Below are 13,671 nucleotides of genomic sequence, written 5' to 3'. Positions count from 1 at the left end.
GCGTGAAGCCACGGGATGGCACTTGGGCGATACTGTGCCGATGGCCGACGACATGCTGCTTTCCGCCACTTACGCCCAGCGCATCGCCTTCGTGTGCGAGATCGCCGGGCGCCTGCACAGCTACGGCACCACCGCGCAGCGGCTGGAGGGAACGGTAGTAGGCCTGTCCCAACGCCTCGGCCTGGACTGCGAGCCGTGGTCGAATCCGACCGGCCTGATCCTGAGTTTCAGCGATCCCGCGCGCCCGCTGGGGGCGAGCGACAGCACCCGGGTCATCCGTTTGGCGCCCGGCGAGACCGACCTGCACAAGCTGAGCGAGGCGGACCGCATCGCGGATGCGGTGTCGTCCGGGCAGATGAGCATCGCCCAGGGCCACACCGCGCTGCGCGCGCTGGACCGCACGCCCAGCCTGCGCTGGAGGGCCATGCAGATCTTCGCCTCGGGGCTGGCGGCAGCGGCCGTGGCAGGGCTGTGGCGGCTGCCGTGGCTGGACATGGCCACCGCGGGCCTTATCGGCGTGATCATCGGGGTGCTCGGTGAACTGATCGCCCGTCGCCCGCAGATGAAGGAGGCCAGCGATGCGATCTCGGCGCTGGTGGCCGGCTTCGTGGCGATCCTGGTGGCCAACTTCATCGCGCCACTGAATCTCAACACGGTGATCATCGCCTCGCTGATCGTGCTGCTGCCCGGCATGGCGCTGACCAATGCAGTGAACGAACTGACCAGCCAGCACCTTGTATCCGGCGTGGCCCGTTTCGCGGGCGCGATGGCCACGGTGCTGAAGCTGACGGTGGGCAGCATGATCGCGGTGACGTTGGCGCAGCTGCTGGGCCTGTATCCGGAGGTGCGCGCATCGCGGCCACAGCCGGAGTGGGTGGAGTGGGGCGCGATGATCGTGGCGGCGTATGCCTTCGCCGTGCTGTTCAAGGCGCACCGCCGCGATTATTTCTGGGTGATGGCAGCGGCCATCGCCGGCTACAGCATCTCGCGCTACGCCGGCCAGGCGTGGGGCAGTCCGGTAGGCATCTTCCTGTCGGCGCTGACGCTGACCGCAGCAGGCAATGCGTTCGCGCGCTGGGCCAACCGTCCCGGGGCATTGATCCGCGTGCCCGGCATCCTGATGCTCGTACCCGGCAGCACCAGCCTGCGCGGCCTGCTGACCCTGGTGCAGCAGCAGGATGTGGGCGTGGGACAGTCGGCGCTGCTGGCCGTCACCAACGTGGTGATGGCGCTGGTGGCAGGTCTTCTGTTCGGCAACCTGCTGATTTCGTCGCGCAAGAATCTCTGACGATACCGTTGGAGATGCGCGGGAGTGCACGCCCGGCAGGGTGGACACCCATGAAAAACGGGAGGCCAAGCCTCCCGTTTCCCTGCCGCATCGTCGCGACTACTTTTTCTTGATCAGGAAGTCGTCGGCCTTCTTGCCCTTCGCGATCAGCGCGGCCATCCAGCGCGGATGCTTGCCGCGACCGGTCCAGGTTTCCTTCGGGTTGGCCGGGTTGCGGTACTTCGGCGCGACCTTGCCGAGCTTCTTGCCGGCCCGCGGACCGGGCTTCGTTGCCGCCTTGGCGGGGCGCGTGCCCGCCATGCCGAACAGTTCCTCCAGCGTATAGCCCTCGGCCTTGGCGAACTTGGTGATCTTGCCGCGGACGGTGGCAATGGGGGTTCGTTTGGCCAGCTTGGTCTGCTGTTCCTTGGCCTTGGCGATCAGGGCGCCAAGTTCCTTGGCGGACAGGTTACGCAGGTCGATCGACATCAGTATCTCCAGTCAGGAAGGGAAAGCCCATCCTTGGCCGAATAATCATCTTAATCGACGAGTTAATCGCGGCACAAACCACGGAGATGCGTGGACGCGCGATGGCGCCCACGCATGCGTACGCGCGATCAGCCGCGCAGGCGCGCGAGCAGTTCGTCCCGGCCGATATTCTCGGCGTCTTCGGCGCGACGTGCGCGATACTCGAACGTGCCTGCCGCCAGTCCGCGCTCGGACACCACCACGCGGTGCGGGATGCCGATCAGTTCGATGTCGGCGAACATCGCGCCGGGGCGCAGTCCACGATCGTCCAGCACGGCCTCGATGCCGGCCGCCTGCAGGTCCGCGAGCAACTGCTCGGCCGCAGCATTCACAGTGGCATCGTTCTTCGGGTTGATCATGCATACGGCAACGGCCCACGGGGCCATCGGCACGGGCCAGATGATGCCGTTGGCGTCGTGGTTCTGTTCGATCGCCGCCGCCACGATGCGCGATACGCCGATGCCGTAGCAGCCCATCGCCGGTGCGGCAGCCTTGCCGGTTTCGTCGAGCACGGTGAACTTCATCGCTTCGCTGTACTTGCGGCCGAGCTGGAACACATGTCCCACCTCGATGCCGCGGACAATGCGGATCTCGCCGCCGTCGGCGGCCCTGTCGCCTTCCACCACGTTGCGGATGTCCGCCACGGTTTCAGGTTCAGGCAGGTCGCGGCCCCAATTGACGCCGGCAATGTGGAAGCCGGCCTCGTTGGCGCCCACGACGAAGTCGGCCATCGCCGCCACGTCGCGATCGGCGACCACGCGGATCGCCTGCTTCGCGCCGATCGGGCCGAGGAAGCCCGGCTCGCTGCCCAGGTGGGCGAGGATCTCGGCCTCCGTCGCCAGCCGGTAATCGGCCAGCCCGGCGACCTTGCCCAGCTTGATCTCGTTGACGGTGTGGTCGCCGCGCACCAGCGCCAGCACAAAACCGGCGTCGGTCATGACGGCCACCGACTTCACCGTCCGCTGCAACGGGATGCCCAGCAGCGCGGCGACGTCCTCGCAGGTTTTCTGTGTGGGGGTGGCCACCTTGTTCATCGTCTCCGACGCAGTGGCGCGTGGGTCCGGCGCCGCAGCCTGCGCCTTTTCCACGTTGGCGGCGTAGTCCGAACCGGTGGAGAACGCGATGGAGTCCTCGCCCGAATCGGCCAGCACGTGGAATTCCTGCGAGGCATCGCCGCCGATGGCGCCGCTGTCCGCCTGCACCGCGCGGAAGTCCAGCCCCAGGCGGGTGAAGATGCGCGTGTAGGCCGCATGCATGTTGCGGTACTCGCGGACCAGGTCTTCATCGGTGATGTGGAAGGAGTAGGCATCCTTCATCACGAACTCGCGCGCACGCATCACGCCGAAGCGCGGACGGATCTCGTCGCGGAACTTGGTCTGGATCTGGTAGAAGTTGACCGGCAGCTGCTTGTAGCTGGACAGCTCCTGGCGCGCGAAGTCGGTGACGGCTTCTTCCGCCGTGGGGCTGTAGCAGAACGCCTGTTCCTTGCGGTCGGTGATCTTCAGCAGCTGGCCGCCGAACTTCTCCCACCGGCCCGTCTCTTCCCACAGCTCGCGCGGCTGGATGGTCGGCATGATCATCTCGATCGCGCCGGCGTGGTTCATTTCCTCGCGCACCACGGTTTCCACCTTGCGCAGCACGCGCAGGCCCAACGGCGACCATGTGTACAGGCCGGCGGCCAGCTTGCGGATCATGCCCGCGCGCAGCATCAGCTGGTGGCTGACCAGTTCGGCGTCGGCCGGGGTTTCCTTGGTGGTGCGGAGGTGGAACTGCGACAGGCGCATCGGCATGGGGATCCGGGAGGGACGAACCGCCTATTTTGCCAGCGTTGGCCGCACCCGGGGCGGCGGCGGGTCAATCCGCGTCGGTCGCCGCGTCCCCGCTTACGCGGATGCCGGCCGGGACTTCGCGATCGATGCGCTCGAAGCGGCGGTCCTTCGGCGGCTGCTCGGTGATCTGCAGCACGCCGGCATCGTCGCGCCAGCGATACAGCGAGGGGCGGGCGTCGCGGGCCTGGGCAGCGACCGCCTGGTCCGCGCGGGCCTGCTTGCGTGATCCGGCATCCGGTGATTCGCGGGCCAGCCACCAGGCGACGCCCACGCCCAGCGCCACGCCCGCCACGATGGCCAGCCAGGCGCGCATGGAACGGGTCAGGCTCCGGCGGCAGGCTTGCAGTAAGCCTTCACGGCGGCTTCGGCCAGGCTCTGCTGGTTGGCACGCCCGGTGTCGTCAAGCGTGGTATCCGCCTTGCCGTCGCCATCGGTGTCCTGCTGCACGGGGCCCTTGCTGGTCGCCAGGACCTGCAGGTTCATGCGCGCGGTGGTGCACTGCGGATTTTCGACCGGCTTGCCGGCGGGCTGCGCATCGGCCGCCGGGGCACCGTATTGGTTGATGCGCCGGTTCTGCACGGTCTGGTTCGGCGGCGGGCTGTCCGAGTAGTGGGTCACGCCGTTCTTGTCCTTCCACTGGTAGACCTGCTGGGCCTGCGCGGTGGAGGCGGTCGCCAGGCAGAGCGCCAGCACGGACAGGCAGGGCAGGAGGCGCATGGGAAGCTCCGGGATCACGGGAACCGCGATTGCAGCACCCCGGGGCCGCGCAGGCAAGCCGGGTGGCGGACCGCTGGGCTAAACTGCGACCCATGAACGAAATCAAGCCGCCCCCGCGCTCCCGCGGGATTTACCTGTTGCCCAACCTGTTCACCACTGCGGGCCTGTTTGCCGGCTTCTTCGCGATCATCGCCGCGGCCAACGGTCAGTTCGTGAACGCCGCCATCGCGGTATTCGTGGCGGGCCTGATGGACGGCATCGACGGCCGCGTGGCGCGGTTGACCGGCACCAGCAGCGAATTCGGCGTGCAGTACGACTCGCTGGCCGACCTGGTCAGCTTCGGCCTGGCGCCGTCGCTGGTGATGTACCACTGGTCGCTGGCGGCGCTGAAGTTCGACGGCGGCGTGATGGGGCGCGTGGGCTGGGTGGTCGCATTCCTCTATGCGGCTTGCGCGGCTCTGCGGCTGGCCCGTTTCAACACGCAGGTCGGCACGGTCGACAAGCGCTGGTTCGTCGGCCTGGCCAGTCCGGCCGCGGCGGGCCTGATGATGTCCTTCGTCTGGGCCTTCGCCGATGGCGAACTGGGCTGGACGGGCGAGGAGCTGCGCTATGTGGCCCTCGGCGTGACCCTTGTGGCGGCGCTGTTGATGGTCAGCCGCATCCGGTTCTGGAGTTTCAAGGGAACGGGCGAAGGCGGGGCGAAGGCCGACCGCATCCCGTTCGTCGTGCTGGCGCTGGTGCCGCTGGCGTTGGCGATCCTGTTCATCGACCTGCCGCGCACATTGTTGGCGGTGGGCGTGGTGTATGCCTTGTCCGGTCCGGGCTACTGGCTGTGGCAGCGCGTGCGCCGGCAGAAGGATGCCGCTGCATGACGCTCGCGGCGGACCGGTTGTGGTCGGCCGAGCAGCAGGGTTGGCTGCGCGCGCTGGGCCATACGGTGTACCTGCCAGCGGATTGGCCGACGGAAGCCGGTGCCGCTGTCGCGCAGGCCGTGGAAACGCCGCCTGCCCGTGTTGCGCCCGATGTTCCTCCGCCCGCTGCCGTGCGTGCGCGTCCGCCTGCGCGTGAGGCCGTCGACGCGCCCCCACCCGTGCGCCAGGCACCAGCGCCGCGAGCGCCCGGATCGCGGCTGCCGGACCGCCTCCACTTCGCGCTGATCCGCGCCTCGGGCTGCAATCCCAATGCGCCCGGCGCTGCGGAACTGTTCGCCCAATGGCCCAGTTCTGCCGAGCTGCGTGGCAACCCTGCCGCCAAGCGCGCGTTGTGGCCCGCCCTGAGGCGGCTGCGGCGCGGAGCCTCCGCGTGAGTGCGCGGGGCGCCGAAGCGTCACCGGCGTCCGCTTCCAGCCTGCGCCCGATGCGCGAGGGCGACCTTGACGCCGTGATGGCGATCGAACAGCGCGCCTATCCCTTCCCGTGGACGCGCGGCATCTTCCGCGACTGCCTGAAGGCGGGCTATCCCTCGTGGGTGATGACGGAACACGGCATGGTCATCGGCTACGGATTGCTCAGCATCGCCGCCGATGAGGCGCATGTACTGAACATCTGCATCGCCCCCGAGCGCCAGGGCCGCGGACTGGGCCGCCATCTGCTGCGCGCGCTGGTGAAGATCGCCCGCGACCTGCGTGTGCAGCGCGTGTTCCTGGAAGTGCGTCCATCAAATCCGGGCGCGATCACGCTGTACCACAGCGAAGGCTTCAACGAGATCGGCCGCCGCCCGCGCTACTACCCGGCCCGCGACGGCCGCGAGGATGCGCTGGTGATGGCGATCGAGCTGGTGGCGGACGACATCACCACGATGCCGCCGCTGTAGGGCGGGTCCCGGCCCGCCGCGGCACATGGCGAAACCATCCAGCCTTCATCCCAGCTTTCGCCGGAAGAACAACCAGTCCGACTCCTGTTCGTCATTCCCGCGAAAGCGGGAATCCATCTTGCTTCCAACGCTTCCGAAGCGCGAACTGCAACGTCAAGGTGGATCCCAGCTTTCGCTGGGATGACGGCTGCAGTCGGATGCGATGACGCGATCCCGCACAGCCAGGCGACGGCTGCCCGACCGTTGCGGGGAGGAGCGAAGCGTCAGAGCTTCGCGCGCTGGCCATGCAGGGCAGCGAGCTGGTTGCTCCAGTCGACCAGGCGCTGGCGCTCCTGCTCGACCACCGCTGGCGGCACCTTGTCGGTGAACTTGGCCAGCTTGGCTTCGCTCTTGTCCTTCTCGCCCGCGACGCGGGCGATTTCCTTGTCCAGGCGGGTACGCTCGGCGTCAAGGTCGACCAGGCCTTCCAGCGGTACCAGCAGTTTCAGTTCACCCACCATCGCGGCAGCGGAGGCGGGGGCATCGGCGCCGACGTCGAGCCAGGCGATGTCGTCCAGCTTCAGCAGGAACGACAACGACGAGGCGAAGCGCGCGATGCGCGTGCGGTCGTTGTCGCCACCATCCTGCAAGAGCAGGCGGATGGTCTTCGCGGGCGAGACGTTGAGTTCGCTGCGCACGCGACGCAGGGTGGACACCATCGTTTTCAGCCATTCCACGTCCGCATCGGCCTGCGCATAGTCCTGGCCGGCGAAGTCGGCGGCGACCGGGTAGGGGCGCAGCGAGACCGTGCCACCGTCGATGCCCAGCTTCGGCGCGACCTGCTGCCACAGTTCTTCGGTGACGAATGGCGTCAGCGGATGCAGCAGGCGCAACAGCGATTCCAGTACGTACAGCAGGGTATGACGGGTGCTGACCGCCGAGGCCAAATCATTGCCGTTGAGCGCAGGCTTGGCCAGTTCGACGAACCAGTCGCAGAACTCGTTCCATGCGAACTCGTACAGCGCTTGCGCCAGCAGGTCGAAGCGGTAGGCGGCGAACTGGGTTTCGACCTCGGCGGTGACCTTGGCCAGGCGCGACAGGATCCACTTCTCGGCGTCGGTGTTCGGCTGCGGCACGCCCTGCGCATGGAAGCCGTCAGTGTTCATCAGCACGAAGCGGGTGGCGTTCCACAGCTTGTTGCAGAAGTTCTTGTAGCCCTCGGCGCGGCCCATGTCGAACTTGATGTCGCGGCCGTGCGTCGCCAGCGCGGCGATGGTGAAGCGCAGTGCGTCGGCGCCGTGCGGCACGATGCCGTCCGGGAATTCCTTGCGCGTGGCTTTCTCGATCTTCTCGGCCATCTTGGGCTGCATCAGGCCGCCGGTGCGCTTGGCCACCAGGTCTTCCAGCGAGATGCCGTCGATGATGTCGAGCGGGTCCAGCACGTTGCCCTTCGACTTGGACATCTTCTGGCCGTCCTTGTCGCGGATCAGGCCGGTCATGTAGACGTCGCGGAACGGCACCTGGCCGACGAAGCTGTCGGTGGCCATCACCATGCGCGCCACCCAGAAGAAGATGATGTCGAAGCCGGTGACCAGCACCGACGACGGCAGGTAGCGGTTGAAGCCGCGCTCGGCCATCGCCTGCGTGTCCGGCCAGCCCATCGTGCTGAAGGGCCACAGCTGCGAGGAGAACCAGGTCTCCAGCACGTCGCTGTCCTGGGTGAGAGCGACGTCGGCGGACAGGCCGGCCTTCGCGCGCGCTTCGGCTTCATCGCGACCGACGTAGCAGTTGCCGGCGCCATCGAACCACGCCGGGATGCGGTGGCCCCACCAGAGCTGGCGGCTGATGCACCAGTCCTGGATGTTCTCCATCCAGTGGCGGTAGGTGTTGATCCAGTTCGGCGGGACGAACTTCACTTCGCCCGACTCCACGAGTTCGAGACCGCGCTTCGCCAGCCCGTCCATCTTCACGAACCACTGGTCGGTCAGGTAGGGCTCGATCACCTGATTGGTGCGGTCGCCGCGCGGCACCTGCAGCTTGTGCGGCTTGGTCTCGACCAGCAGCCCCAGGTCTTCTAGATCCGCGAGCACGACCTTGCGTGCTTCGTAGCGGTCCAAGCCGCGGTACTTCGCAGGGATGACGTCTACGATTTCCGAATCGGTTGCGGCGACGACTAAAGAGTCGAACGATCCTGCTTGAACGCTTGAGCGTGCTGTAGCGCCAGTACCTGACTCAATGATCCGCGCAGACTGGTCAAACAGGTTTATCAGTCCATCGTTGGGAACGCCATCAAATGCGTCTTGGCCAACGTGGCGCTGCCACACTGCATAGTCGTTGAAATCGTGCGCGGGAGTCACCTTGACGACGCCCGTGCCGAACTCGCGCTCGACATAGTCGTCAGCGATGATCGGGATCTCGCGATCTGTTAGCGGCAGCCTAACTTTATTGCCGATCAGGTGCGCATAGCGTTCATCGTCTGGATGCACCATCACCGCTGCATCGCCGAGCATGGTTTCTGGACGCGTCGTGGCGACCACCAACGAACCGCTGCCATCGGCGAGGGGGTATTCGATCGACCACAGGAAACCGTCTTCCTCGACGTTCTCCACTTCCAGGTCGGAGATCGCCGTCTTCAACACCGGGTCCCAATTGACCAGGCGCTGGCCGCGGTAGATCAGGCCCTGCTCGTGCCAGCGCACGAACGCTTCGATGACCGCCTTCGATGCCGCTTCGTCCATGGTGAACGTGCTGCGCGACCAGTCGCCCGATGCGCCCATGCGGCGCATCTGCCGTTCGATGGTGTCGCCGGACTGCGCCTTCCACTCCCACACCTTGGCGATGAAACCGTCGCGGCCCAGCGAATCGCGCGTGTCGCCCTTGCCTTCCAGTGCCAGGTTGCGGCTGACCACCATCTCCGTCGCGATGCCGGCATGGTCGGTGCCCATCTGCCACAGCGTGTCGTAGCCGCGCATGCGGTGGTAGCGCACCAGCGCGTCCATCAGCGTGTGCTGGAACGCATGGCCCATGTGCAGCGTGCCGGTGACGTTCGGCGGCGGCAGCAGCACCGTGTACGGCTTGCCTTCGCCACTGGGCTTGAAGTAGCCGGCGGCTTCCCACTGCGCGTACAGGCGGGATTCGAAGGATTTCGGGTCGTAGCTGGAGGCGAGGTCGGTCATGGGGTTCCGGGATTTTTGAGTCGTCATCCCGGCGGACGCCGGGATCCATCTTGATCTTGCCTTTGCGTTGCCTTGTCTATGGCCACTGCAACGGCAAGGTGGATTCCAGCGTTCGCTGGAATGACGGGTGTTACATGTCGTGCTTGTTCACGTCAAAGCCGCGCGCCTTGTACTGCTTCCAGCGCTCGCGCAACGGCTCGCGCGCGGACGGGTCGGCCGGTACGACTTCCAGTACGCGTTCGCAGGCGCCGGCGAACGCGTCGTCGCGCAGGTTGATGACCAGTGCGCGCGCCGGCACGTCGATGTCGGGCGTGGCGATCAGCACGGGCGTCAGCTCGTCCTCTTCGTCCCCGGCGATCTGGTGCGGGATGTACGCATCGGGATCGAACTCCCACAACAGCTCGTCCAGCTCCTCCGCCTGCGCGGCGTCGCGCGCGAGGATCAGGGTCCACTGGTTGCTGTCGTAGGCCTTGCGCACCAGCTCGCACACCAGCTTGAGGGGTTCCTCGAGAAAGCGCGGCTTGGCGATCAGGTAGAAGTCGGCACGGGCCATGGCGTAGGGGCAGCGTCGCCGGTCAGGCGACGCGGTCCAGCAGCCACTGGCTCAGCAGGCCGACCGGGCGACCGGTGGCCATGCCGCGCTTGCCTTCGTCGTTGGCCACGCCGGCGATGTCCAGGTGCGCCCAGCGCTGGCCTTCGGTGAAGCGGGCCAGGAAGCAGCCGGCGGTGATCGCACCGGCCCAGCGGCCACCGATGTTGTAGACGTCGGCGAAGCTGGATTCCAGCTGGGTCTGGTATTCGTCCCACAGCGGCAGACGCCAGGCGCGGTCGAATACGGTCTCGCCGGCGCCCAGCAGTTCGTTGCTGAGATCGTCGTGCTTGCTCATCAGGCCGCTGGCGTAGCGGCCCAGCGCCACGATGCAGGCGCCGGTCAGCGTGGCCACGTCGACCAGGGCTTCGGGCTTGAAGCGTTCGGCGTAGGTCAGCGCGTCGCACAGGATCAGGCGGCCTTCGGCGTCGGTGTTGCCCACTTCGATCGTCTTGCCGGACATGCTGGTGATGACGTCGGAGGGACGGTACGCATTGCCGTCGATGGCGTTCTCCACCGCCGGCACCACCACCACCAGGTTCACCGGCAGCTTCATCTTCACCGTGGCGACGAAGGTGCCCAGCACGCTGCCCGCGCCCAGCATGTCGTACTTCATTTCCTCGATGCCGCCCTGAGTCTTCAGGTTGACGCCGCCGGTGTCGAAGGTGATGCCCTTGCCGACCAGCACGTAGGGCTTGGCGTCGGCGGCCGCGCCATTCCACTTGAGCACGATCAGGCGGGGGCGGTTGACCGAGCCGCGGGCGACGGCCAGCAGCGAGCCCATGCCCAGTGCTTCCATCTGCGCCTCCTCCAGCACTTCGCATTCGGCGCCGTTGTCGGCGGCGAACGTCTGCGACTGCTCGGCCAGATACGCGGGAGTGCAGATGTTCGGCGGCAGGTTGCCCAGCTCGCGGGTGAACTGCACGCCGGCGGCGATCGCCACGCCCTGCGCCAACGCCTGGGCGTCGTCGCCACGGATGGCGAGCTGGGCCAGGCCGGCGTCGTCGGCCTTCTTCTTGCCGAGCGTGGCGGTATAGCGGTAGCAGGCGTGGTCGACGGCGATGACGGCCTGGCGGATCTTCCACGCGGCGTCGCGGTCCTTCACGTCCACGTCGGACAGGGTGAACAGCGCGCTGCGCACCGGCCCGACCTTCAGGGCGCGGGCGGCATCGCCGGCGGCCTTGAGGTACTGCGGTACGCCGAACTTGGCGGCCTCGCCCAGGCCGACGACCAGCACGCGCGGTGCGGTCACGCCGGGCAGGTCGTGCAGCAGCGTGGTCTTGCCGGTCTTGCCGCCGATGTCCCCCCGCTGCACCAGCGCCGACAGCTTGCCGCCGCTGGCCGCGTCCACGGCCTGCGCGGCGGCGGTCAGGCTCTTGTCGGCGTAGGCGCCTACCACGATGCAATCGACGCCGGCCTGGGAGGGGGCTTCGTGGTTCAGGGTGAATTCCAGCGTCATTGATCAGATTCCCGGTTCAGTTACGTACAATCGCAGGCCGGATGAAGGTGGCTGACGCCATCCCGGACCGCAGAGACTGCCGCCATCGATGCGGCGCACAAGCCCGAGATTGTAAATCAAGCCCCCCTGATGCCGAAGCTGGACCGCTACCTCTTCCGGGAATTCACCCAGAGCTTCCTGGCCACCCTGATCATCCTGCTGATGGTCAGCGTGGGCGGCGTGATGGCCGATCTGCTGGGCGATGTGGCGGACGGCAAGGTGCCGGCGCGGTTGCTGCTGTCCCAGCTGGGGCTGCAATTCCTCAACTACATGCCCTACATCATCCCGCTGGCGTTGATGCTGGGCCTGCTGCTGGCGTTCTCGCGCCTGTACCGGGACTCGGAAATGGCGGTCCTGACCGCAGCCGGCATCGGCCCGCGCCGCCTGTTGCGCCCGCTGCTGATGCTGGTGATACCGGTGGTGGCGGTGGTGGGCCTGTGTTCGCTGTGGCTGGGGCCATGGGCACTGCGCACCGCGCAGGACATGCTGGACCACGCCAACCGCAGCCTGGTCGTCTCGGGGCTGGATGCGGGCAAGTTCACTGTCATGTCCAGTGGCGCCGTGGTCTATGTGAGCGCGTTGTCCCCGGATGGCACGGGCCTGAGCAAGGTGTTCATGCACCGCTCGGACGAGGGCCGCATCGACGTGGTGACGGCGAAATCCGGGCAGATGTTCTTCGAAGGCGAGCGCAACCGTTACCTGCGCCTGGACGACGGTTTCCGCGTCGAAGGGCCGGATGGCCCGGGGCTGGATTACCGCCTGATCCGCTACAAGGCGAACGAGGTCGCGCTGCCGGACCGGGCCGACACGATGGACAAGGACGATCCGGAACTCCTGCCGACGCCGCAGCTGCTGTCCGATCCGCGCCCGGATGCGAATGCGCAGGTCCATGCCCGTCTCACCCCGCCGCTGCTGGCGCTGGCGTTCGCCCTGCTGACCCTGCCGCTGTCCAGGAGTTCGCCGCGACAGGCGAGATATGGGCGCGTGATGCTGGGGTTCCTCGCCTACCTCGTGGGCATCAGCCTGATGTTCAATGGCACCCAGCTGCTGGCCGACGGCAAGTTGCCGGGCATGGCCGGCCTGTGGTGGTTGACGCTGCCGCTGCTCGCGGCGGCCATCTGGTTCTACCTGCGTGACGGCCAACTGTCGCGCAAGCGGAGGGTGGCATGAGGCTGATCCCCCGCCTGCATGACACCTACGTGGGCCAGGTCGTGCTGGTTACCGTGCTGCTGACGTGGGCGGTGCTGGTGGGACTGGACGTGGTGATGGCGCTGTCCGGCGAAATCGGCGACCTGGGGACGGGCAACTACACCTTCGGCCATGCCGTGGCCTGGGTGCTGTACACCGTGCCGCGCCGGGCCTACACGATGTTTCCCACGGCGGCCGTGATCGGTTCGCTGATGGGCCTGGGCCAGCTGGCGGCCAGCTCCGAACTGACCGCGCTGCGTGCGCTGGGCCTGTCGCGCCGCCGCCTGAGCATTTCGGTGGCAGCGGCGTTGGCCATCCTGACCACCCTGATGGTGTTCAGCGGCGAGACGCTGGGCCCGTGGGGCCAGCGCCAGGCCGACGTGCTGAAGATGAGCGCGCGTACCGGCAACGTCGCGATGGACCGCTACTCCGGCCTGTGGGCGCGCGAAGGAAACACCTTCCTGTACGCGCAGAGCGGCGAAGAGAAGGACCAGGGCGGCGGCAAGGTGTCGCTGCAGCTGCGCGATGTGCGCATGTACGAACTGGCCGATGACGGGCGACTCGCCTCCATCGCGCACGCCGCCGTCGCCGAACACCTGGACGGCTACTGGCTGCTGAAGAACGTGCGCCGGACGACTTTCAACGAGCGGTCCGCCACCCAGGTCACCGTGCTGGGCGAACGCTGGGAATCGGAACTGGACGCCTCGGTGCTGTCGTCCAGCCTGGTGCGTGCACGCAACATGCCCAGCCATGAGCTGAGCCAGAACATCGACTACCGCAAGCGCAACGGGCTGGACGCGCGCGATTACGAAGACCAGTACTGGGCGCGCTGGTTCTATCCGCTCAACGTGCTGGCGCTGTGCCTGGCCGCCATCCCGTTCGCCTTCGGCAGCCTGCGCAGCGGCGGCATGGGCAAGCGGCTGTTCCTGGGCATCGTGTTCGCTGTGGGCTTCTACGTGCTGCAGACGATGTTCGTGCGGCTGGCCGGTGCGTTCCGGCTCGACTACCGCCTCGCGTACGCCATCCCGCCATTCGCCCTGCTGGGCATTTCCTGGCTGATGTTCCGGCGCAGGAGCCGCTGAGGCGCC

At 67.1% G+C, this 13,671-nt stretch carries 12 protein-coding genes and 1 pseudogene; 6 read left to right on the top strand and 7 right to left on the bottom strand.

The genetic code is table 11. The annotated features are described in order from the left end of the window. The first annotated feature begins 40 nt into the window (after positions 1-40). Complete coding sequence (locus tag WBN46_RS05310; RefSeq protein WP_192201227.1) at positions 41-1,288, top strand: threonine/serine exporter family protein; 1,248 nt, start codon at positions 41-43, stop codon at positions 1,286-1,288. Between the two features lie 105 nt (positions 1,289-1,393). On the opposite strand, the pseudogene WBN46_RS05305 reads toward WBN46_RS05310, so the two are convergent. The 4 genes and pseudogenes from WBN46_RS05305 to WBN46_RS05290 form a co-directional block, all read right to left on the bottom strand. Further along, a pseudogene (locus WBN46_RS05305) lies at positions 1,394-1,756 on the bottom strand (H-NS histone family protein); the annotation flags it as partial. Between the two features lie 128 nt (positions 1,757-1,884). Further along, positions 1,885-3,579, bottom strand: coding sequence for a proline--tRNA ligase (locus tag WBN46_RS05300; protein WP_337730887.1), 1,695 nt, complete (start codon positions 3,577-3,579; stop codon positions 1,885-1,887). Between the two features lie 70 nt (positions 3,580-3,649). After that, the gene (locus WBN46_RS05295) at positions 3,650-3,937 is read right to left on the bottom strand and encodes a hypothetical protein (RefSeq protein WP_337730597.1); all 288 of its coding nucleotides are present in this window, start codon (positions 3,935-3,937) and stop codon (positions 3,650-3,652) included. Positions 3,938-3,945: 8 nt separating this feature from the next. Continuing rightward, on the bottom strand, positions 3,946-4,341 hold the full coding sequence (locus WBN46_RS05290; protein ID WP_337730596.1) for a DUF4124 domain-containing protein: 396 nt from the start codon (positions 4,339-4,341) through the stop codon (positions 3,946-3,948). Between the two features lie 92 nt (positions 4,342-4,433). On the opposite strand from WBN46_RS05290, the gene pssA reads away from it, so the two are divergent. From pssA to rimI, 3 genes are read left to right on the top strand one after another with little or no spacing between them, the layout of a single operon-like run. After that, positions 4,434-5,213, top strand: a complete 780-nt coding sequence (pssA, locus tag WBN46_RS05285) for a CDP-diacylglycerol--serine O-phosphatidyltransferase (RefSeq protein ID WP_192200227.1) — start codon at positions 4,434-4,436, stop codon at positions 5,211-5,213. Next, complete coding sequence (locus WBN46_RS05280; protein ID WP_337730595.1) at positions 5,210-5,647, top strand: alanine acetyltransferase; 438 nt, start codon at positions 5,210-5,212, stop codon at positions 5,645-5,647. The genes pssA and WBN46_RS05280 overlap by 4 nt, the downstream gene beginning before the upstream one ends. A gap of 50 nt (positions 5,648-5,697) precedes the next feature. Next, a complete protein-coding gene (gene rimI / locus WBN46_RS05275; protein ID WP_192201229.1) occupies positions 5,698-6,153 on the top strand; it encodes a ribosomal protein S18-alanine N-acetyltransferase in 456 nt (151 codons plus the stop codon). A gap of 263 nt (positions 6,154-6,416) precedes the next feature. Here rimI and WBN46_RS05270 read toward each other — a convergent pair whose 3' ends face one another. From WBN46_RS05270 to WBN46_RS05260, 3 genes are all read right to left on the bottom strand, one after another. Continuing rightward, the gene (locus WBN46_RS05270; RefSeq protein ID WP_337730594.1) at positions 6,417-9,308 is read right to left on the bottom strand and encodes a valine--tRNA ligase; all 2,892 of its coding nucleotides are present in this window, start codon (positions 9,306-9,308) and stop codon (positions 6,417-6,419) included. A 130-nt stretch (positions 9,309-9,438) separates the two neighbouring features. Next, on the bottom strand, positions 9,439-9,861 hold the full coding sequence (locus WBN46_RS05265; protein WP_337730593.1) for a DNA polymerase III subunit chi: 423 nt from the start codon (positions 9,859-9,861) through the stop codon (positions 9,439-9,441). 22 nt (positions 9,862-9,883) lie between these two features. Then, positions 9,884-11,356 carry a leucyl aminopeptidase gene (locus tag WBN46_RS05260; RefSeq protein ID WP_337730592.1) on the bottom strand — a complete coding sequence of 491 codons (1,473 nt, stop codon included), beginning with the start codon at positions 11,354-11,356 and terminating at the stop codon, positions 9,884-9,886. Positions 11,357-11,485: 129 nt separating this feature from the next. Between WBN46_RS05260 and lptF the strand changes: the two genes are divergently transcribed. Both lptF and lptG read left to right on the top strand, forming a co-directional pair. Beyond that, positions 11,486-12,565, top strand: a complete 1,080-nt coding sequence (gene lptF / locus WBN46_RS05255) for an LPS export ABC transporter permease LptF (protein ID WP_192200232.1) — start codon at positions 11,486-11,488, stop codon at positions 12,563-12,565. After that, on the top strand, positions 12,562-13,665 hold the full coding sequence (gene lptG, locus WBN46_RS05250) for an LPS export ABC transporter permease LptG (protein WP_337730591.1): 1,104 nt from the start codon (positions 12,562-12,564) through the stop codon (positions 13,663-13,665). Before lptF ends, lptG begins: the two co-directional genes overlap by 4 nt. Positions 13,666-13,671 lie beyond the last annotated feature (6 nt).

This window comes from Pseudoxanthomonas sp. CCNWLW251 (assembly GCF_037402255.1).
Lineage (GTDB): Bacteria > Pseudomonadota > Gammaproteobacteria > Xanthomonadales > Xanthomonadaceae > Pseudoxanthomonas_A.
This window is presented reverse-complemented; position numbering and strand designations above follow the sequence as displayed.

Excerpts from the sequence above, each read along its gene's own strand:
- rimI (WP_192201229.1), top strand. The coding sequence starts at position 5,698 with ATGCGCGAGGGCGACCTTGACGCCGTGATGGCGATCGAACAGCGCGCC.
- pssA (WP_192200227.1), top strand. The coding sequence starts at position 4,434 with ATGAACGAAATCAAGCCGCCCCCGCGCTCCCGCGGGATTTACCTGTTG.
- WBN46_RS05265 (WP_337730593.1), bottom strand. The coding sequence starts at position 9,861 with ATGGCCCGTGCCGACTTCTACCTGATCGCCAAGCCGCGCTTTCTCGAG.
- WBN46_RS05295 (WP_337730597.1), bottom strand. The coding sequence starts at position 3,937 with ATGCGCGCCTGGCTGGCCATCGTGGCGGGCGTGGCGCTGGGCGTGGGC.
- lptG (WP_337730591.1), top strand. The coding sequence starts at position 12,562 with ATGAGGCTGATCCCCCGCCTGCATGACACCTACGTGGGCCAGGTCGTG.
- WBN46_RS05290 (WP_337730596.1), bottom strand. The coding sequence starts at position 4,341 with ATGCGCCTCCTGCCCTGCCTGTCCGTGCTGGCGCTCTGCCTGGCGACC.
- WBN46_RS05270 (WP_337730594.1), bottom strand. The coding sequence starts at position 9,308 with ATGACCGACCTCGCCTCCAGCTACGACCCGAAATCCTTCGAATCCCGC.
- WBN46_RS05260 (WP_337730592.1), bottom strand. The coding sequence starts at position 11,356 with ATGACGCTGGAATTCACCCTGAACCACGAAGCCCCCTCCCAGGCCGGC.
- WBN46_RS05280 (WP_337730595.1), top strand. The coding sequence starts at position 5,210 with ATGACGCTCGCGGCGGACCGGTTGTGGTCGGCCGAGCAGCAGGGTTGG.
- lptF (WP_192200232.1), top strand. The coding sequence starts at position 11,486 with ATGCCGAAGCTGGACCGCTACCTCTTCCGGGAATTCACCCAGAGCTTC.
- WBN46_RS05300 (WP_337730887.1), bottom strand. The coding sequence starts at position 3,579 with ATGCGCCTGTCGCAGTTCCACCTCCGCACCACCAAGGAAACCCCGGCC.
- WBN46_RS05310 (WP_192201227.1), top strand. The coding sequence starts at position 41 with ATGGCCGACGACATGCTGCTTTCCGCCACTTACGCCCAGCGCATCGCC.